Origin of the sequence: Amorphoplanes digitatis, assembly GCF_014205335.1 — a bacterium.
GTDB classification, from domain to species: Bacteria; Actinomycetota; Actinomycetes; order Mycobacteriales; family Micromonosporaceae; genus Actinoplanes; species Actinoplanes digitatus.
Genome location: NZ_JACHNH010000001.1, coordinates 4,206,158 through 4,224,362 on the forward strand (window position 1 = coordinate 4,206,158; position 18,205 = coordinate 4,224,362).

The window sequence follows — 18,205 nt, forward strand, 5'->3', positions numbered from 1 at the left end:
CGGTGGCTGCCACGACTGGCCCCACACCTGCCGCTGGCCATCCCGGTACCGATCGCGTCACACGTGCTGCGATCACGCAGGTTGCCGGGGTCTTCGACGCGGTCGCCCTGACCTCGGTGTGGGAGGCGGCGCTGAGAGCACCGGGGTGGAGTCGCCCGCCGGTATGGTTCCACGGCGACTTTCATACCGGCAACGTCCTGACCATGAACGGCCAGGTCAGCGCCGTGATCGACTTCGGCGGGCTCGGCGTGGGTGATCCGGCACGGGACATGACCATCGCGTTCACTCTCCTGTCGCGCACCACGCGTACGGTCTTCCGCTCCGAGCTCGGCGTGGACGACGCAACGTGGGCCAGAAGTCGTGGATGGGCACTCGCCACCGGCCTGAATGCCTATCGCTCGTACGCCGCCACCGATGCGCGGGTGGCCGCACAGACCACCCGGCAGGTCGCGGAGGCGCTCATCGGTTGATCGACCTGCGGTGGCCCTGGCGGTGGGGTCGAACCGGTGGCCTTTCCGGTGTGAGCGGGGCGGGCCGGCACGACCGGCCCGCCCGCGTTCTCAGCAGTTGCGCAGCTCGGGGGACTGGTTGAGCAGCTGGCCCCGCGCCGAGACGAACGCCTGGTAGCGCTCGCCGCCGACCGCGCTGAAGCGGAAGGCCGCGACCCGGTGGCAGTTCTGGAACGCGAGCTTCGCGCCGAAGTGGCGCTCGAGGCCGCCCCGGATCGCGTCGCTGGCCAGGGCGCGCAGGAGCTGGCCGCGCTCCACCTCGGACGGCGGCGGGATCTCGTGGTCGGCGAACTCCGTGCCGTCCTTCAGGTCGCTCATCACCGAGCTGACGACCTCCCACGCGTAGGGCAGCGAGGTGCGGACGCAGTCGACGAACTCGGCGTCGGAGACCTCGCCGCGCTCGGCGACGGAGAGCAGGTCGGGGGAGACGTTCAGGGACATGACGTTCCTTCCGGTACGGGGACGTCGCCGGCGGCGCGCCGGCGACAAACCCATCTTGTTGGGAACGGTTTTCATTGTAAAGTTCACCGCGCCGGTTTCACCTGTACGAGCCCGTCAGGCGCTGAGCAGCGCCCAGCTGCGGCGATCACCCCAGATCGAGTACGGGTCGAGGTAGGGCCGGACCAGAGTGGTCAGCTCCGCGTCGCCGACGCCGCGCAGCTCGGCCTGGGCGATCTTGCGGACGGTGCCGGCGAGGATGTCGGCGAGCTGGATCCGGGGCTCGGCCTCCGCCGGCGTGAGCCGTAGCCCGGCCAGCCGCAGCGGCGGCGCCAGCAGCGGACCGATGCGGCTGAAGCGCCCGTCCGGCGGCATCATCACCTTGTCGTGCAGGATCGACACCGGCGTACCGTCGGCGCCCCAGCGCCCGACCGTGCGTACCACCGCGGGGATCAGCGGATCGAGCACGCAGAGCGAGGGTTCGTCGCGCAGCCGGACCCGGAACGCCTCGGCGCGCGCCCGGCCGCCGAGCTCGCCGGCCAGCCGGTAGAAGGTCTCGACCGGGCCGCGGACGTCCTGGCGGTGCCGGCCGCACAGCAGGCGGTTGGCGGCCACCAGGTAGTCGTGGCCGGGGCGGCCGGCGAACAGCTGATCGGACAGGGCCCGGGCCGGGCGGTCGGCGGACAGGCCGGCGGTGGTCGGGTCGGCGAGCAGCAGGTCGGTGAGCTTGCCGAGGACGAAGTAGACCTTGTCGATGACGTAGACGTGCGCGCGCCGGAACAGCGGGCTGGACGGCCCGAGCAGCCAGACCAGCACCGACCGGGGCAGCTCCAACAGGTGGCCGGCCCGGTGCTGGGCCGCCGGTGCGCGGATCCGGCCGCGCAGCTCCGTGAGGCAGGCCCGCGCGGTGTCCGCGGACAGGCGCACGGCCGCATGTGCGAACACGTCGGTGGTGGTGTCGATGAGCTTCTCGCCCTCGTATCCGGACTCGTCACACGCGACCTCGACCGCCTCCACGGAAAGCATTGTCGCGTCGCGCCACCTGTGTAGAGAACCCTCGAATCGGCGGCCGGTACGCGCGCAGCGCCGGACGGTCGGGAACCTGCGCGCGGCGGTAGGTTCGTGTCGTGCTCGACTACGACCGGGAAGCCGACCGCTATGACGACTCGCGCGGGGGAGAGGCGCGGGCCGACGAGGCGGCCCGGGCCGTCGAGCGCCTGCTGCCCTCCGGCGCCGGCACGGTGATCGACGTCGGCGCCGGTACCGGGATCGTCAGCACCCGGCTGCGGCGACCGGGGCGGGTCGTCGTCGCGGTCGACCGGTCGTCCGGGATGCTCACCCGCGCCGCCGGGCGCCTCGGCGGGCGCGTCGTGCGCGGCGACGCCACCCGGCTCCCGCTGCGGCCGGGCCGGGCCGACGCGGTCGTCTCGGTCTGGCTGCTGCACCTGCTGAGCGACGCCGCCCCGGTCGTAGCGGAGGCCGCGCGGGTGCTGCGCCCGGGCGGGGTACTGATCACCACCGTCGACAAGGAACAGTCGCGCCTGGTCAGCCCGAGCGATCTCGCCGACCTGGCGGCGGTGCCGCGGCGCGAGCACGGCCCGGCGGCCGCCGACGCCCGGGAGCGCGTCACGGCGCTGGCCGCCGCGTCCGGGCTGGTGCCCGCCGGGGAGACGACGTTCGTCGGCGTCGGGCAGGGGCGCTCCCCGCGTGAACTGCGCGGGGCGCCGGCCGGCTGGCTGCGGGAGCTGGACCTGGCCGCGCTGCCGGATCAGGACCGGCGGCGCCCCGACCCGGTGTACACCCTGGTGGCGTTCAGGAGGACGACGTCCACCGCATCGACAGGCCGGTAGCGGCGCGCTCGGTGCGTACCTCCATGACCGTGCCCAGGATCGTCGCCCGGTCGACGACGATCGGCTGGTCGTCCAGGCCGTAGGTGATCCGGTCCGAGACGAACACCGGGGTGCCCGCCTGCTGCCGCAGCAGGTCCGCCACCGGGGCGGACAGCAGCTCCGGGCGCAGCACCTCCGAGGCCCGGTGCACGACCACGCCGTGACCGGCGAGCGCCGCGTACAGGGAGGTCGCGCTCAGGTCCGTGTCGCGCAGGGCGGCGCCGGCGGGCGCGCGGACCCAGGAGAGCTGATGCACGGCGGGGCGGCCGGCCAGCAGGCGCAGTCGCTCCAGCCGCAGCGCCCGGTCGGTGCCGAGCCACGCCGCCACCCAGGCGGGCGGGCGGCGCAGCGTCTGGCCCAGGATCTCGGTGCTGACCGTGCGGCCCTGCGCGCGCAGGTCCTCGGCCAGCCCGCGCAGCGAGTCCAGGCGGTAGGTCGCCTTCGGCTCGGCCACGAACGTGCCGCGGCCCGGCTGCTGCGAGAGCAGGCCGTCGTCCTCCAGCTGCCGCAGGGCCTGGCGCAGCGTCACCAGCGTCACCCCGTACGCGGAGCTGAGCTCGCGCTGCGGCGGCAGCGCGGAGCCCGGCGGCAGCTCACCGCCGCGGATCTTCGCGGTGAGGTCAGCCGCGATGACCTGATATTTCGGCGTGCGGCGTTCCAGGAGACACCCCCAGGTCGAGTGCGGCGCGGAGGGCCGCGACCGCGTGTGCGAGGTCGGCGGGCGTGGCTCCGTCGAGAACCCTACGCATGAGCGCCGACGCCACGACGGCACCGTCCCCGGCGCGTCCCGCCTCGGCCGCCTGCGCGGGCGTGGAGATCCCGAAGCCGACGAGTACCGGCAGGTCGGTTGCCGCCTTGACCCGGGCCGCCAGCGCCGTCGCGCCGCCGGCCAGGGTGCCGCGCTCGCCGGTGGTGTCCATGACGCTTATGGCGTACACGAATCCGCGGCTGCGTGCGCAGATCTCGCGCAGCCGCTCGTCGGGGGTGGCGGGCGCGGCCAGCAGGACGAGGTCGATGCCGGCGGCGGCCGCGGCGGCCTCGAACGGCGCGGACTCCTCCAGCGGCAGGTCGGGCACGATCAGCCCGGAGACCCCGGCGGCGGCGAGCCGGGCGATTCCGTCACGCAGGATCAGATTCGTGTACGTCATGACGACGATCGGCACGCGCAGCGGCGTGTCCCGCAGGTCGGCGAGGATCGAGTCCATGGTGGCGCCGCGGGCGAGCGCGGTGTCGGAGGCCTGCTGAATGGTCGCGCCGTCGAGCATCGGGTCGGAGAACGGCAGCCCGACCTCGATCGCGTCGGCGCCGGCGTCCTGGTAGGCGAGCAGGTATTCGGTCCAGTCCGCGGTGATGCCACCGGTCACGTAGGGCACGAGCAACGGCCGCCCGGCCGCCCGCAACGACGCACCGAGCCCACGCCGCCCGCCGACCACGGTGGTGCCGGCCGCGGCCTTGTCACCCACGCCTCGGCTGGTCGGGTCCGCCGTGATCCCGCCGGTCACGCTCCGGTCCGCCGCGGTCCGGCCGGTCGCGGCCTGGCTGGTTGCGGTCTTGTCGCCCGCGGCTCGGTGGGTCGGGTCGGTCGGGGTCGGGTCGGTCGCGGCCTGGCTGGTTGCGGTCTTGTCGCCCGCGGCTCGGTGGGTCGGGTCCGGCGCGGTCCGGTCCGTCGCGGTCCGGTCCGTCGCGGTCTGGTCTGTCGTCGGGTGGTGGTCGTTGTTCATCGCGGGCCCTCCATCAGCTGTGAGACGTCCTTGTCGCCGCGGCCCGACAGGGTCAGCAGCACCGTCGAGCCGGTCGGCAGTTCCGGCGTGCCGGCCGCGCGGAGCACCCACGCGACGGCGTGCGCGGATTCGAGCGCGCAGATGATTCCCTCCCGCTCGGCGAGCCGGCGCACCGCGCGGACCACCTCCTCGTCGGTGACGGTCACGTACCGGGCCCGGCCTGACGCGCCGAGGTGCGCGTGCTCCGGGCCGACGCCCGGGTAGTCCAGGCCCGCCGCGATCGACTGCGCCTCCGCGACCTGGCCGTGCTCGTCCTGGAGCAGCAGCGACCGCGAGCCGTGCAGCACGCCCGGCTCGCCCGACGACATCGCCGCGCCGCCCGCGGCCTCCACGCCGACGAGGCGGGCGGGCGTGTCCACGAAGCCCGCGAACGTGCCCGCCGCGTTGGAGCCGCCGCCGACGCAGGCGACCACCACGTCCGGGTCCGGGCACTGCCCGCGCGCCTCGTCACCGATCACCCGCTGAAATTCCCGGACCATCCACGGGTACGGGTGCGGGCCGGCGACCGACCCCAGGCAGAAGTGCGCGTCGTCGACGGCCGCGACCCAGTGCCGCATGGCCTCGTTGGTGGCGTCCTTGAGGGTGCGGCTGCCGCTGGTCACCGGCACCACCTCGGCGCCGAGCATGGACATCCGGAACACGTTGAGCCGCTGGCGTTCGATGTCGCGTTCGCCCATGAAGACGGTGGCCCGCAGGCCGAAGAGCGCCGCGGCCGTCGCGGTCGCCACGCCGTGCTGGCCGGCGCCGGTCTCCGCGATCAGCCGGCTACGGCCCATCCGGCGGGCGAGCAGCGCCTGCCCCAGCACGTTATTGATCTTGTGGGAGCCGGTGTGTGCGAGGTCCTCGCGCTTGAGCAGCAGGGTGATGCCGAGCTCCGCGGAGAGGTTGCGGGCCGGGGTCAGCGGTGTGGGCCGCCCGGCGTAGGTGGTCCGGTAGCCGTCCAGCTCGCGGTGGAACTCCGGGTCGGCCCAGGCGGCCCTGAACGCCTCCTCGACGGCGGCGCAGGCCGGGATCAGGGACTCCGGTACGTACCGGCCGCCGAACTCCCCGAACCGCCCGCCGACCCCGGGCCGATCCATCACAACGGTCATCGTCTCGCCTCCAAAGTTCTATAACTCTTGTGGCAGTGTGCCATAACGACGGCGAGAGTTATAGAACTTTAAGGGTGGCCGGTCTCGCGACCTGCCGGCTCCGGAGACCGAGCGAGCGGTGGCGGCGGCTCAACCTTCGCAAAATTTGCAAGAGGAGCGTGACGGGCAGCAGATCGTGTCAGGAGCTTTTAGACCAGTTCCGCGTCGTGCACCAGGAGCGCGACCTGGACGCGGTTGTTCAGGCCGAGCTTGGACAGCAGCCGGGATACGTGGCCCTTCACCGTCGGCACGCTCATGGTGAGCTCGGCGGCGATCTCCGCGTTAGACCAGCCCCGGCCCAGGGTGACGGCTACCGCGCGTTCGCGGTCGGTGAGCCGGGACAGGCTGGTCCGGGCGCGGTCGCGGCGCGGGCCGGCGGCGGGGTCCGCGACGTGGTCGATGAGCTGGCGGATGACGGTGGGGGACAGGGTGGCGGCGCCGGCGGCCACGGTGCGGACCGCCTCGATGATGTCGCGCGGCGGGGTGTCCTTGAGCAGGAAGCCGCTGGCGCCGGCGCGCAGCGCGTCCAGCACGTGCTCGTCGGCGTTGAACGTGGTCAGCACGATGACCTGGGGCGGCGACGGCCGCGACCGGAGGCGCCGGGTGGCGATCAGGCCGTCGACCTTCGGCATCCGGATGTCCATCAGCACGACGTCGGGCCAGTGCGCGTCGGCCATGGCGGTGGCGTCCGCGCCGTCGCCGGCCTCGGCGACGACCTCGATGTCGGGCGAGCCGCCGAGCAGGATCCGCAGCCCGGCCCGGACCAGCGGGTCGTCGTCCACGATGGCCAGCCGGATGGGGCGCTCGGTCAGGCCGGCCATGGCAGCCAGGCCTCCAGGCGGAACGCGTCGCCGCGCCGGCCGTACTCGACGCGGCCGCCGGCCAGGGCCACCCGCTCGCCGACGCCGATCAGGCCCGCACCCGCGCCCGGCACCTCGGGCGGGCCCGCCGCCGGGCCGCACGGGTTGGTGATGCGGATCCGCAGCCCGTCGCCGGCCGCGCCGGCGAGCAGCACGTCGACCCGCTCGCCCGGCGAGTGCTTGCGCGCGTTGGTCAGACCCTCCTGCACGATCCGGTACGCCGTGCGGCCCAGCAGGACCGGCGGCCCGGCCGCCACCGGCTCGCACCGGTAGCCGACGGTCAGGCCCATCGCCCGGGCGCCGGCCACCAGGTCCGGCACGTCGGCAAGCCCCGGCTGCGGCGGCTCGGGCCGGCCCGCGGCGCCGTCACGCAGTACCCCGATGACCCCGCGCAGCTCCTGGAGCGCCTCGTGCGCGCTGGTCCGGATCGCGCCCGCCGCGATCGCGATCTCCTCCGGGCGGGCGTCGGTGCGCACCTCCAGCGCGCCGGCGTGCAGGCTGACCATCGACATCCGGTGCGCGAGCACGTCGTGCATCTCGCGCGCGATCCGCGCCCGCTCGGTCAGCCGGGCCTGGTCGACGCGGAGCTGCTGCTCGGCCTCCAGCCGGGCGGCGTGCTCGCGCAGCGACTCCGTCAGCCTGCGGTACGCGCCGACGAACATGCCCCAGCCGAGCGCGCCCGCCGCGGTGCAGGCCCGCACCACGAGGTCGACCCAGAGCGGGAACTCCGGGTCGTCGTGCAGCAGGTAGTACACCGGGACGAGCGCCACGTAGGCGGCGGCCAGCAGCAGGGCGACCGTGCCCCGGCGGCGGATCGCTACGGTGAACAGCGCGACGAGCATGGCGCCGGTCGCCATGACCGAGACCGCCGTCAGCGGCAGCAGCGCCGCGGCGACCGCGACCGGCCGGCGGCGGCGCCGGAGCAGGGCGAGGCAGCCGAGCGTGCCGAGCGCGGCGTCGGCGTACCAGGGCAGCGGCGCGCCCGCGCGGGACGCGTCGCCGAGCCGCAGCATCAGGGCGCCGTACCCGAAGGCGAGCGTCACGGCGATGCCGTCGGCCAGCCGGTTGCGCGCCGCCGCGCGGGGTTCGCCGGCGGGCCCGGGCACGAGCAGCGCGAACAGCAACGCGGACATGCCGCCGAGCCTACGGGCCGCGCGCGCGGGCGGGCACCGCCGGAGGTCGGCGTGACCCCATACCGAAGTAGGTGCCCGTACCGGATCCGCGGGCCGATGCGCGCGGGCGGCGGCCGCGGCCATGCTCCGGCCATGCTGAGAAGAATGTGGTGGGCGCCGGCGGCGCTCTGGGGGATCGCCGCGGGCGCGTGGATGCCGCGCGGCCCGCTGACCGGCGCCGAGGCGCTGTGGTCGGTCGCGCTGAGCGCGGCGGTCGGCGGCCTGGCGGGCTGGGCGAGCCGCTCGCGCTGGTCGATGCTCGTCGCGCCGGCGGTGTTCCTGGTCGCCCTCGAGCTGCTCCGGCTGCGGGTGGACGGCCCGTCGGCGGACGCGCCGCACGCAAGCGTGTTCGGCTTCATCGTGCTGGTCGCGGGCCGGGGCGTGCAGGCCCTGCTGACGGCGCTGCCGATGGCGCTGGGCGCCGCGTACGGCGCGGGCCTGGCCCGGCGCGGCACCCCGGGCGGCCGGATCTCCCGGTACGTGCGCCGGGCGCTCACCGCGGTCGTGGCGGCGGCGGTCGTGGCGGCGACGGTGGCGGTGGCCGTGCCCGCCCGGACCGCGCCGATACCGGGCGCGCACAGCGTTGCCGAACTGACCCACGTCGAGGTGGGCGGCCACCGGCTGGGCCTGATGATCCGCGGCGCCGACGTGTCCGCGCCGGTCCTGCTCTTCGTCCCCGGCGCGCCCGGCGGCTCCGAGTTCGGTGGGGTGCGCCGGCACCTGGCGGCCCTCGAACGCCGCTTCGTGGTGGTCACCCTGGACCGGCGCGGCGGCGGCTCGTCCTATCCGGCGCTGGACCCGACCGCGACGGTCACGCCCGGCGGCGAGGTCGACGACATCATCGGCGTCAGCGAGCACCTGCGCCGCCGCTTCGGCCAGGAGAAGATCTACCTCCTCGGGCACTCCGGCGGCTCGATCCTCGGGGTGCTCGCCGCGGTGCGCCGGCCCGAGCTGTACCGGGCATACATCGGCACCGGCCAGGGCGTCGACGTGCGCGCCAGCGACGGGATCGGCTACGCCGACGTGCTGGCCTGGGCCGGGGTCACCGGCCGCGACGACCTCGCCCGCCGGCTCACCGCGCTCGGGCCGCCGCCGTACCCCGACGTGTACTCGTACGAGCCGCTCATGCTCTATCAGAACCAGGCGTACGACTACGACCGCAGCGGCCTGGACGAGGGCGACGCCTTCGAGAACCTGGACGTCGAGGAGTTCACGCTGCTGGAGAAGGCGCACACCATCAACGCCCTGGTGGACACCTGGAATGCGCTCTACCCCCGGATGCAGGATGTCGACCTTCGGCGGGACGCGCCGCGGCTGCGGGTGCCGGTCTACTTCGTGCAGGGCGGCCACGAGATGCGCGGCCTCGCGGTGCTGTTCGAGCAGTGGTACGCCCTGCTCCAGGCCCCCGCGAAGAGCCTGACCGTGGTGGCGGACGCCGGCCACCGCGTGATGTTCGAAAGACCCGACCGCTTCGCCGCCGTCATGGACGACGTGCTGACGCAGACCTCTCGATGAGGCCCGGTGTTGTGTCCGGTATTACCCGTCTGGCGAGGTTTTCCAGCGCGGAAATCCTCAAGTCACACCGATCGGGCCGGTCGCAACCGTGCGGCACCTGTTCGGGACCGGGCCGCGCACCGGCCGGACCGGATTGTTCTCCCCATGCCCGGCCGATAAACGGCCGGAACATGCGGGGGGAAGCCAAGAAATGCGTATCAAGTTTGCGAAGTCGTTGACCGTTCTGACTGCCATGGCCCTGGGCGCCGGTACCGCGATGGCGGGTACCACCGCCGCGACCGCCGCGCCGGCCAAGCCGTGTGTCACCGACAAGAACCTGGTGCCGTCCTGTGGCGTGTTGTGGGGTGCCGCCGCGGGTGGTTTCACCACCGCCCCGCGTGATGCCGAGCTGAAGAAGTGGGAGAAGACCTCCGGCCGGACCGCGAGTATTTTCCACACCTACCACAAGGGTGACGAGGCGTTCCCGACCCAGGCCGAGATCGACATGACGTCGGATCCGGCGAACCCGCGGGTGCTGCTGACGAACTGGAAGATCGCTTACGGCTCGTCGTGGGCGAAGGTTGCCAAGGGTGAGCAGGACAAGCGCATCGACGCGTTCGCCGCCCGGATCAAGAAGGACTACGGCGACAAGAAGTTCTTCCTGGTGCTCAACCACGAGCCGGAGAACGATGTGATCGCCAAGAAGGGCTCCGGCTGGGAGGCCAAGGACTTCGCCGCGATGTACCGCCACACCATCAAGCGCCTGGAGTCCAAGGGTGTGGACAATGCGATCAACGTGATGGCGTACATGGGTAACGAGAAGTGGATGGCCCAGTCCTGGTGGGCCGACCTGTACCCCGGCGACGACGTCGTCGACTGGATCGGCCTGGACTCGTACGTTTCGGCCGAGAAGGGTGCCTACCACTACGGTCAGTTCGCGGACCTGCTCGACCGTAAGGCGCCCAACGGTCCGACGTTCTACGACTGGGCCACCAAGAAGCACGCGAGCAAGCCGCTGATGATCGCCGAGTGGGGCGTGTACCACCGCATCGGTAAGCCGGTCGACAAGACCGCCGGCTACAACTCGGTGCTGCCGGAGCTGGCCAAGCGGCCCGGGATCAAGGCCATCGTCTACTTCGACACCAAGAACGACGACGAAGGCGACCGCGACATCAGCATCGACTCGACCAAGAACAACCTGGCCGCGTTCAAGAAGCTCGCCGCCAACCCGATCTTCAACGTCAAGATCGGCTAACCCGCACGATCGCACTTCCCCACGAGCCGCCCGGCATCCGCCGGGCGGCTCGACCGCGTTCGGACTACCGGCCGACCCGGTAGGTGACGTGGGTGACCAGGGAGGCCGAGCGTCCGGAGACCTGTTCGAGCCGCAGCGGCGGCACCCCGTCGAACAGGCGCTCGCCGGCGCCGAGCGTGACCGGCGCGATGTGCAGGCGCAGCTCGTCGATGAGCCCGGCGGTCAGGAACTGGTTGACCGTCGAGGCGCCGCCGGCGATCGCGATCCGGCCGTCGCCGGTCGCCTCCTGTGCCCGCTTGAACGCCTCGTGCACGCCGCCGGTGACGAAAGAGAACGTGGTCCCGCCCAGCATCGGCACGTCCTCGCGCGGGTGGTGTGTCAGCACGAAGACCGGCTTGTGGTACGGCGGGTCCTCGCCCCACCAGCCGGTCCACTCCGGATCCCAGTCGCCGCGGCCCGGGCCGAACATGTTGCGCCCCATGATGAACGCGTCGGCGGCGGTGATCGCCGCCAGCTCCGCCGTGTTCTCCTCGGGGGTGTCGAACATCCAGCCGTGCAGCAGCCGCTCGGCACCACGGCCACCGAGCGGCTGTTCGAGCGTCTGGTCGGGTCCGGCAACGAAACCGTCGACGGAGACGGCGATGTCACAGGTTACGTACGCCATTGCTGTTTGTCCCTCCCGATGACCGGGCCGCTCAGGTGGTGACGTCGCGGCCGGCGAAGCGTGCCCACGCCGCCGTCAAGAAGACCACGATGTAGGCCAGCGCCGACAGCAGCCCCGGCGTCAGCGCGTCGAACGACACCGGATCGCGCAGCAGCTCGCCGAAGTCCTGCCAGTGCCGGGTCAGCAGGTACGGGTGCAGCCAGTCGAGCTGCGGTATCTGCCCCAGCACGACGCTCGCCACGCTGAGCATGGTCAGCGCGATCGTCGCGCCCATCGGCTGCACCGTCAGCGTCGACAGGAACAGCCCGACGGCGCCCAGCGCGGACAGGCACACGCCGAGGTAGAGGCAGACGCCGAGCAGCCGCAGCAGGGCCTCGCCGAAGCCGGCCTGGGTGCCCGAGAGCAGGGTGACCTCGCCGCCGCCGAAAAGGATCAGGCCGATGGTCAGGCCGGAGGCGGCCACCACCAGCGGGGCCAGGAACGCGCCGGCCACGATGCCGGCGTACTTGACCGCGAGCAGCCGGACCCGGCCGACCGGCACGGTCAGCAGGTAGCGCAGCGTGCCCTGGTCGGCCTCGCCGGCCACGGCGTCGCCGGACACCATCGCGATCGCTATCGGCAGGAAGAGCGTCAGCTCGGCGCTGAGCGCGGCCAGCGCCACGAAGAAGCCGTTGCCGGTGATCTGCGCGACGAAGTCCGGCGCGCCGTCGGAGGTGTCCGGCGCAGCGAGCTTGATCGCGATAGCGAGCACGATCGGGATGGTCGCCAGCGCGGCGAGCCCGACCTGGTTGCGCCGTCGCACGACGATCAGCCGCAGCTCGGAGCGCAGGAAGCGGGACGAGAAGCGGCGTACCGGTGCCGCGGTCGTCTCAGCCGCTGACATCGAAGCCCCTTCCGGTCAGGGAGACGAACACGTCCTCGAGGCTGGGCGCCTCGACCGCGAAGCCGCGTACGGCGACGCCGTCGTGCACCAGGGCCGCGACGACCTTCTCGGGCGCGACCGGGCCGAGCTGCCCGGAGGCCTCGGCCGCGGTCTCGGCGATCTCGGTCAGGCCCAGCGTGCGCAGCACCCGGGCCGCCTGCGCGCTCTGGTCGGTGAGCACCCGGGCCCGCGGCGCCGCGTCCGAGCGCAGCTGCGCCAGCGGCTGCTGTGCGACCAGCCGGCCCCGGTGCATGACGCCGACGTGGGTGCAGACCTGCTCGACCTCGGCCAGCAGGTGCGTGCTGAGCAGCACGGTCGCGCCCTCGGCGGCGAGCGTGCCGATCAGGGCGCGTACCTCGCGGGTGCCCTGCGGGTCGAGGCCGTTCGTCGGTTCGTCCAGGATCAGCAGGTCGCGGGGCAGGAGCAGGGCGGCCGCGATGGCCAGCCGCTGCTTCATGCCGAGCGAGTAGGTGCGGTAGCGCTTGGCCGCCGCGGCGGACAGCCCGACCCGGTCCAGCGCCGCGGCGATCCTGGCGGGAGCGGTCCGGGCCTCGGCGGTGCGGTCCGCGGCGTCGAGGCGGCGCAGGTTGTCGCGCCCCGACAGGTACGGGTGGAAGCCGGGGCCCTCGACGAGCGCGCCGACGCGGGGCAGCACGTCGGCGGAGTGGTCCGGCATCGCCGCGCCGAGCAGCTCGTGCCCGCCCGCGGTGGGGCTGATCAGGCCGAGCAGCATCCGGATCGTCGTGGTCTTGCCGGAGCCGTTGGGGCCGAGGAAGCCGTACACGGCGCCGCGGGGGACAGCCAGGTCGACGGTGTCCACCGCGACCTGGCTGCCGAACCGCTTGGTCAGCCCCTGTGTGGCGACCGCGAGGTCGGTCACTTTCCGGCTGCCTCGTACAACTTCTCCGGTGCGACCGCGCCGACCAGGACCCGGCCGTCGTCGGTCACCAGCGCGCTGAACAGGGCGCTGGAGAGCAGGTGTCCGCTGCCCCAGGTGCCGCTGACCTTCGGCAGTGCCCCGGTGACCGCGTCGAGCTGGCTGCGCTCGCCGCCGGCCGGCAGCTTCGCCACCAGCACGGACGTCCAGCCCTCGCCGACGACCTTGGTGCCCTCGGGTGCCTCCGGCTTGTGCGCCGCGCCGCGCTCGGCCTCCGCGCGCTTCTTCGCCAGGTCGGCCTTGCTGGGCGTGTTGACCTTGGTGCCCGGCGGCGGGTTGAAGGTGAACTGCTCGGCGTCCGGCACCTCGAAGGTGACCTGCTGGAACGCCACCCGGAAGGCCGGGTCGTTGGCGCCCTTGGCGTAGACGTCGACGCCCAGCGGGACGTGGTGCTCCGCGTCGATGGCCAGGCGCACCTGACCCACCAGCGAGGCGGTGTCCCGCGGCGTCAGCACCAGCTCGTAGGCGTTGCGGCCGGCGACCTTGGCGGCGCCGGTGGTGGAGACCGCGGTGCTGGGGTCGATCGCGGCGAGCGCCGCGTCGGCGGCCTCCTGCGGCGACGACGGCACGCCCGTCGGCAGCGGGGCCGGCTTGGCGTCCTTGGCGTCGGCCGGCAGCGTGAAGTGCGTGGCCGAGCTGTCGGCGCTGCGCCAGAGCCAGACGTCGGAGCCGTTGCGGATCACGTCGGTCTCGCCGAGCGTGCCCATGAGGGCGAGGCGCGCCTTGTCCTCGCCGGCGTACCAGACCCGCGCGGTGTTGCTGCCCGCGACGAGCTTCATGATCTCGGTGCCGCCCGCCCCGCCGGACAGGCCCGGCAGCGACGGCAGGCCCAGGTCGGCGGTCTGCACGACCGTGCCCGACAGCCCGTCGACCTTCGCGTTCTGCACGTCCACCAGCAGCTGGGCGGCGCTGCGCTCGGGCAGCGACGGCTCCGCGTTGGCGACGATCGTGCCGGCTGCCGCGCCGCCGCCGATGACCACGGCGGCCGCGGCGGCCGGAACCAGCCAGCGCAGCGCGGGCCTTGACCTGAACACACTCACGATGTGTACCTCCCCCTTGACTGCTGCCATCGTGCGCCGGGCGGCCTGTGACGCCGCTGAGAAGAACCCCTAGGGGTTGCCCCCGGCGTGCCAAGGTAGTGGTGTGCGGGTGCTGGTGGTGGAGGACGAGGCGCGGCTGGCGGCCGCCCTGCAACGGGGGCTTCAGGCCGAGGGTTTCGCGGTGGACGTGACCGGCGACGGCCAGGACGGGCTGGAGCTGGCCCGGCACGGCGACTACGACGCGATGATCCTCGACGTCATGCTGCCGCGGCTGTCCGGTTACCGGGTGGTGCGGCAGCTGCGGGCGGAGGAGCACTGGCTGCCGGTGCTGATGCTCTCGGCCAAGGACGGCGAGTACGACCAGGCCGACGGCCTCGACTGCGGCGCGGACGACTACCTGACCAAGCCCTTCTCGTACGTGGTGCTGCTGGCCCGGCTGCGGGCGCTGCTGCGCCGGGGCACTCCGGAGCGGCCCGCGGTGCTGCGCCACGGCGACCTGGAGCTGGACCCGGCGCAGCGCAAGGTCACCGTCGCCGGCGCCCCGGTGGTCCTCACCGCCCGCGAGTTCGCGCTGCTGGAGTACCTGCTGCGCCGCCCCGGCGAGGTCGTCTCGAAGACCGAGCTGCTCGACCACGTCTGGGACGCGGCGCTCGACACGGCGGCCAACGCGGTCGAGGTCTACGTCGGCTACCTGCGCCGCAAGCTCGGCCGGGACCGGCTGGAGACCGTCCGCGGCGCCGGCTACCGGCTGGCCGCGGTCGACGGGGAGTGAGCGTGGCCTGGCTGCGCCGGCTCAGCCTGCGGGCCCGGCTGCTGATCGTCTCCGTGGTGGTGCTCTTCGCGGGCCTGGCCGCCGGCGGCGTGGTGCTGGTCGCGACGATGAACTTCGCCCTGCTGCGCACCGCGCACAACGAGGCCCTCGCCACGGCCGACGCCGTGGCCGGCCTGGTGGACGCGGGCACGGTCAGCGATCCGCTGCCGGCCGCTCCGGGCGTACGCGTGCAGGTCGTCGACGCCCGGGACCGGGTGCGCGCGGTGTCCGCGGGCGCCGACCGGCTCGTGCCGATCCTCTATCCGGCGGAGCTGGACGCCCTGGCCGACCGCGAGGGCCGTTTCATCCCCGGCAACCGGATCGGGCTGGACGGGCGGGTCCGCGTGGTCGCGGTGAACGCGGGTACCGCGCAGGATCCGATGCGGGTGCTGGTCGCCCGCCCCACCGCCGACCTGACCCAGGGCCTGCGCCTGCTGCGCGGCACGCTGCTGATCACGTTCCCGCCGCTTGTCGCGCTGCTGGCGCTGGTGGCCTGGCGGGTGACCGGGGCGACCCTGCGCCCGGTGGAGGCGCTGCGGGCGGGCGCCGAGGAGATCACCGGCGGGGCCCGCCCGGGCCGGCTGCCGGTGCCGGACTCGCGCGACGAGATCCACCGCCTGGCCGTCACCCTGAACGGCATGCTGCACCGGCTGGACGCGGCCCGGGGCCGGCAGCGCGCCTTCGTCGCCGACGCGGCGCACGAGCTGCGCAGCCCGCTCACCAACATGCGCACCGAGCTGGAGGTCGCGCAGCGCCTGCCGGACACCACGGACTGGCCGGCGCTCGCCGGTGACCTGCTCACCGACGTGGACCGGCTCAGCCGCCTGGTCGACGACCTGCTGCTGCTGGCCCGCGCCGACGACGAGACGACCCGGGCGCTCCAGCGCCGGCCCGAGGAGGTCGAGCTGGGCCAGCTGCTCGCGGAGGTCGCCGGCCGCTACCCGACGGTGGAGTATGAGCGGCCGGCGGTGCCGCTACGCACCGTCGGCGAACGCGACGCGATCGGCCGGGTGGTGGCGAACCTGCTGGACAACGCCGTCCGGCACGCGAACTCGTCGGTGCGGCTGGCAGTCGGTGCGGACGGTGCGTACCAGATGATCGCGGTCTCGGACGACGGGCCGGGCATCCCGGCGGCGGACCGCGAGCGGGTGTTCGACCGGTTCACCCGCCTGGACGACGCGCGGGCCCGCGACGCGGGCGGCTCGGGACTGGGCCTGGCGATAGTCCGCGAACTGGTCCGCCGCCACGGCGGGACGGTGGCACTGCGCGGCGCCTCCCCGCCGCCGGGCCTGCGCGTCGAGGTCCGGCTGCCGGCCGGCCCTTGAACTTCGGCACCCGCGAAATCTCACCAATCTCGAAGCTCGCGAGTTTGGGCGCCACCCCTCGACTGGACTCGCAACGCCCGAGTCGGCCTGCACGCCGCTCACGCACGGTGGCAGCATGGCGCGGGGCACCATCCATGGCTGGAAGCGCCGGACCAGTTCGGCACGACACTCCGCGCCACGGTGGCGAGGCAGATCCGAGAGGACAGCTGACGGGCTGTACATGCCGGCGCCCTAGCCATGTAGGCGGCGAGGACGTAGTTGGGGTGTAGGTCGAGGTTCTTGAGCGCCCGCGGCGCGGCCGATCAGTGCTGCGATGGGTCAGGTGGCGAAGCGCGGCGGTCATCCCGCCGGAAAGTCCGCCAGTTCATTCACGGCCGCCTCCAGCGCCAGATCAATTCCAGACTCGATCATCCGCAGGTAGGCCGGATCGCCGGCCGCAGCCGTGCGTCGGATGCCTTGGGCTGAGGCGCTCACGCGTTGACGCACGACCTCGACGAAGACTTCTGAAGGTCCCGTCCATCCGTAGGCGTCGAGGAACAGCCGCAATCGGCGTGGCCTGTCCGCGAACGCCGTGAATCCTTCCGCAGCCACGACATGTCGAGCATGGAGCGGCACCCAGGCGAAGGCGGTGAAGGCCAGGTCCCATTCAGTGGTGACCGGCGCAGCGAAGTCCCAGTCGAAAAAACCGGCCAGGCGCCCGTCGGCCCAGGCCGCGTTGTAGGGTGCGGCGTCATTGTGGCCGATGACCAGGCCAGGTCGCCATGCTCCGCCTTCCCGCCAGACCGCCTCAGGCGCGGGCACGAAGCCCGCCATTGCGGCGTGGAAGTCGCGGAGCCAGCCGGCGACCTGGCGAAGCGCCTCGTCGCTGTGAACCCAGCCCGGCCATGGTCGCGTGACCCCGACCACGTCGCCTGGAAGGAACGAAAGCACCTCTCGGCCTCGGTCGTCGAATCCCAACGCGCGAGGCGCGCGGTCGAAGCCGACAGCTTCGAGGTGCCGGAGCACCGCGTGCACGGATGGTGTCCATTCGCCGGGCGCGCGCCGTACAGTGTCGCCGATCCGGACCGCTCCGCCGGTATTCCCGCCGGGCAGGCGGTGTTCTTCATCCACGCACTCATCCTCGTATATCCGATATGGACGAGGCACGCGGGTTTCCGCAATTGGCAAGTACATCGTACGGTGGACTTCGCTTGTGTCGTCGAAAGGTCGCACGTAGGCTGATTTTTCCATTGTGAACCGGTCTAATGCACCCGGCGGTGCGGCCATGGAATCAGAGAATCGCAAGCTGCTGCCGATATTGTCCACCTCGGCCTGCCTGATCACGGCGATCATGATGACCGTCGTCGCGTGCGGCGAAGCGGCGCCGGGCGACAAGTCCGGAGGCCGGAAATCCCCGGACAGCGCGGCCTCGGCCATCGTCGGTAAATGGGCTGGGACCTGCAACGGAAACGACGTTGTGATGGCGTTCCTTCCGGACGGTCACGCTGTCGAGAAATATGCCGTCGCCCGCGACTCGCACGATATCGGCTACCGCATCGACGGCGAGACGATCACCCTGACCAGAGCCGACACGAGCGAGGAGGGCTCGGGCAGGTTCAGCGTCAGCGGCGACACGCTCTCGTTCTACGGTCCGGAGGGAGGCGAGTCACCCTCCTGCTCCCTGACTCGCAGGCCCAGCCGAGGTATCGCCGCGGAGGTCTACATCCTTGGGGACTGGACACCGACCGACGGCTGCGACGGCACCATGCCTTACATATCGGTTCAGGTCGCGGGGACCACGACGCGAGTGGGGGAGCTGGAATTCCTGGAGGACGGAAAGATGATCGCCGATGGCATTGCGGTGACGTACTCCTTCCTCGACAGTGATCGCATCGAAATATCCGATGGCCGCTCCGCGGTGGTCTTCGACGTCGACGCCTCGCCGGGCAGTCTGTCGCTCACCTATCAATCCGATACCTGCGAGCTGAGCCCGTAATGG

The 18,205-nt window shown here is 72.7% G+C and carries 19 protein-coding genes; 7 read left to right on the forward strand and 12 right to left on the reverse strand.

The genetic code is table 11. The features are described 5' to 3' along the window. Positions 1-2: 2 nt before the first annotated feature. Complete coding sequence (locus tag BJ971_RS18280; RefSeq protein ID WP_221478802.1) at positions 3-470, forward strand: phosphotransferase; 468 nt, start codon at positions 3-5, stop codon at positions 468-470. A gap of 90 nt (positions 471-560) precedes the next feature. On the opposite strand, the gene BJ971_RS18285 is transcribed toward BJ971_RS18280, so the two are convergent. Both BJ971_RS18285 and BJ971_RS18290 read right to left on the reverse strand, forming a co-directional pair. After that, positions 561-950, reverse strand: coding sequence for an SCO5389 family protein (locus BJ971_RS18285; protein WP_184994461.1), 390 nt, complete (start codon positions 948-950; stop codon positions 561-563). A 114-nt stretch (positions 951-1,064) separates the two neighbouring features. Next, positions 1,065-1,964: a hypothetical protein gene (locus BJ971_RS18290; protein WP_203709575.1), complete on the reverse strand. Its 900-nt coding sequence runs from the start codon at positions 1,962-1,964 to the stop codon at positions 1,065-1,067. A gap of 110 nt (positions 1,965-2,074) precedes the next feature. Between BJ971_RS18290 and BJ971_RS18295 the strand changes: the two genes are divergently transcribed. Then, positions 2,075-2,797, forward strand: a complete 723-nt coding sequence (locus BJ971_RS18295; protein WP_184994463.1) for a class I SAM-dependent methyltransferase — start codon at positions 2,075-2,077, stop codon at positions 2,795-2,797. Here BJ971_RS18295 and BJ971_RS18300 read toward each other — a convergent pair. The 5 genes from BJ971_RS18300 to BJ971_RS42190 all read right to left on the reverse strand — a co-directional run bounded on the left by BJ971_RS18300 (position 2,760) and on the right by BJ971_RS42190 (position 7,740). After that, positions 2,760-3,497, reverse strand: coding sequence for a GntR family transcriptional regulator (locus tag BJ971_RS18300; protein WP_184998942.1), 738 nt, complete (start codon positions 3,495-3,497; stop codon positions 2,760-2,762). The genes BJ971_RS18295 and BJ971_RS18300 overlap by 38 nt on opposite strands. Next, the gene (trpA, locus tag BJ971_RS18305; RefSeq protein WP_203709574.1) at positions 3,457-4,557 is read right to left on the reverse strand and encodes a tryptophan synthase subunit alpha; all 1,101 of its coding nucleotides are present in this window, start codon (positions 4,555-4,557) and stop codon (positions 3,457-3,459) included. Before trpA ends, BJ971_RS18300 begins: the two co-directional genes overlap by 41 nt. Next, a complete protein-coding gene (gene trpB / locus BJ971_RS18310) occupies positions 4,554-5,708 on the reverse strand; it encodes a tryptophan synthase subunit beta (RefSeq protein ID WP_184994464.1) in 1,155 nt (384 codons plus the stop codon). Before trpB ends, trpA begins: the two co-directional genes overlap by 4 nt. A 188-nt stretch (positions 5,709-5,896) precedes the next feature. Further along, complete coding sequence (locus BJ971_RS18315; protein ID WP_184994465.1) at positions 5,897-6,568, reverse strand: response regulator; 672 nt, start codon at positions 6,566-6,568, stop codon at positions 5,897-5,899. Continuing rightward, positions 6,556-7,740 carry a sensor histidine kinase gene (locus BJ971_RS42190; protein ID WP_275411396.1) on the reverse strand — a complete coding sequence of 395 codons (1,185 nt, stop codon included), beginning with the start codon at positions 7,738-7,740 and terminating at the stop codon, positions 6,556-6,558. Before BJ971_RS42190 ends, BJ971_RS18315 begins: the two co-directional genes overlap by 13 nt. A 132-nt stretch (positions 7,741-7,872) precedes the next feature. Here BJ971_RS42190 and BJ971_RS18325 point away from each other — a divergent pair, with 132 nt between their 5' ends. Together BJ971_RS18325 and BJ971_RS18330 are read left to right on the forward strand one after the other, a co-directional pair. Then, positions 7,873-9,294 (forward strand): alpha/beta fold hydrolase, encoded by a 1,422-nt coding sequence (locus tag BJ971_RS18325; RefSeq protein ID WP_184994466.1) that lies wholly within the window; start codon positions 7,873-7,875, stop codon positions 9,292-9,294. 190 nt (positions 9,295-9,484) lie between these two features. Next, a complete protein-coding gene (locus BJ971_RS18330) occupies positions 9,485-10,528 on the forward strand; it encodes a glycoside hydrolase family 26 protein (protein ID WP_184994467.1) in 1,044 nt (347 codons plus the stop codon). A gap of 64 nt (positions 10,529-10,592) precedes the next feature. Here BJ971_RS18330 and BJ971_RS18335 read toward each other — a convergent pair whose 3' ends face one another. The 4 genes from BJ971_RS18335 to BJ971_RS18350 are packed head-to-tail and all read right to left on the reverse strand — an operon-like array spanning position 10,593 to position 14,091. Further along, positions 10,593-11,192, reverse strand: a complete 600-nt coding sequence (locus tag BJ971_RS18335) for a dihydrofolate reductase family protein (protein ID WP_184994468.1) — start codon at positions 11,190-11,192, stop codon at positions 10,593-10,595. A 31-nt stretch (positions 11,193-11,223) separates the two neighbouring features. Next, a complete protein-coding gene (locus tag BJ971_RS18340; protein ID WP_184994469.1) occupies positions 11,224-12,075 on the reverse strand; it encodes an ABC transporter permease in 852 nt (283 codons plus the stop codon). Continuing rightward, positions 12,062-12,994, reverse strand: coding sequence for an ABC transporter ATP-binding protein (locus tag BJ971_RS18345; protein ID WP_184994470.1), 933 nt, complete (start codon positions 12,992-12,994; stop codon positions 12,062-12,064). The genes BJ971_RS18340 and BJ971_RS18345 overlap by 14 nt, the downstream gene beginning before the upstream one ends. Beyond that, a complete protein-coding gene (locus BJ971_RS18350; RefSeq protein ID WP_184994471.1) occupies positions 12,991-14,091 on the reverse strand; it encodes a LolA family protein in 1,101 nt (366 codons plus the stop codon). The genes BJ971_RS18345 and BJ971_RS18350 overlap by 4 nt, the downstream gene beginning before the upstream one ends. 103 nt (positions 14,092-14,194) lie before the next feature. Between BJ971_RS18350 and BJ971_RS18355 the strand changes: the two genes are divergently transcribed. After that, a complete protein-coding gene (locus BJ971_RS18355; protein WP_184994472.1) occupies positions 14,195-14,863 on the forward strand; it encodes a response regulator transcription factor in 669 nt (222 codons plus the stop codon). Between the two features lie 41 nt (positions 14,864-14,904). After that, a complete protein-coding gene (locus tag BJ971_RS18360) occupies positions 14,905-16,227 on the forward strand; it encodes a sensor histidine kinase (protein WP_184998945.1) in 1,323 nt (440 codons plus the stop codon). Between the two features lie 339 nt (positions 16,228-16,566). Here the strand turns inward: BJ971_RS18360 and BJ971_RS18365 are convergent, their stop codons facing one another. Beyond that, positions 16,567-17,337 (reverse strand): aminoglycoside phosphotransferase/kinase family protein, encoded by a 771-nt coding sequence (locus BJ971_RS18365; RefSeq protein ID WP_239087228.1) that lies wholly within the window; start codon positions 17,335-17,337, stop codon positions 16,567-16,569. Positions 17,338-17,491: 154 nt separating this feature from the next. Between BJ971_RS18365 and BJ971_RS18370 the strand changes: the two genes are divergently transcribed. Continuing rightward, complete coding sequence (locus tag BJ971_RS18370; RefSeq protein ID WP_184999372.1) at positions 17,492-18,202, forward strand: hypothetical protein; 711 nt, start codon at positions 17,492-17,494, stop codon at positions 18,200-18,202. Positions 18,203-18,205: the final 3 nt, after the last annotated feature.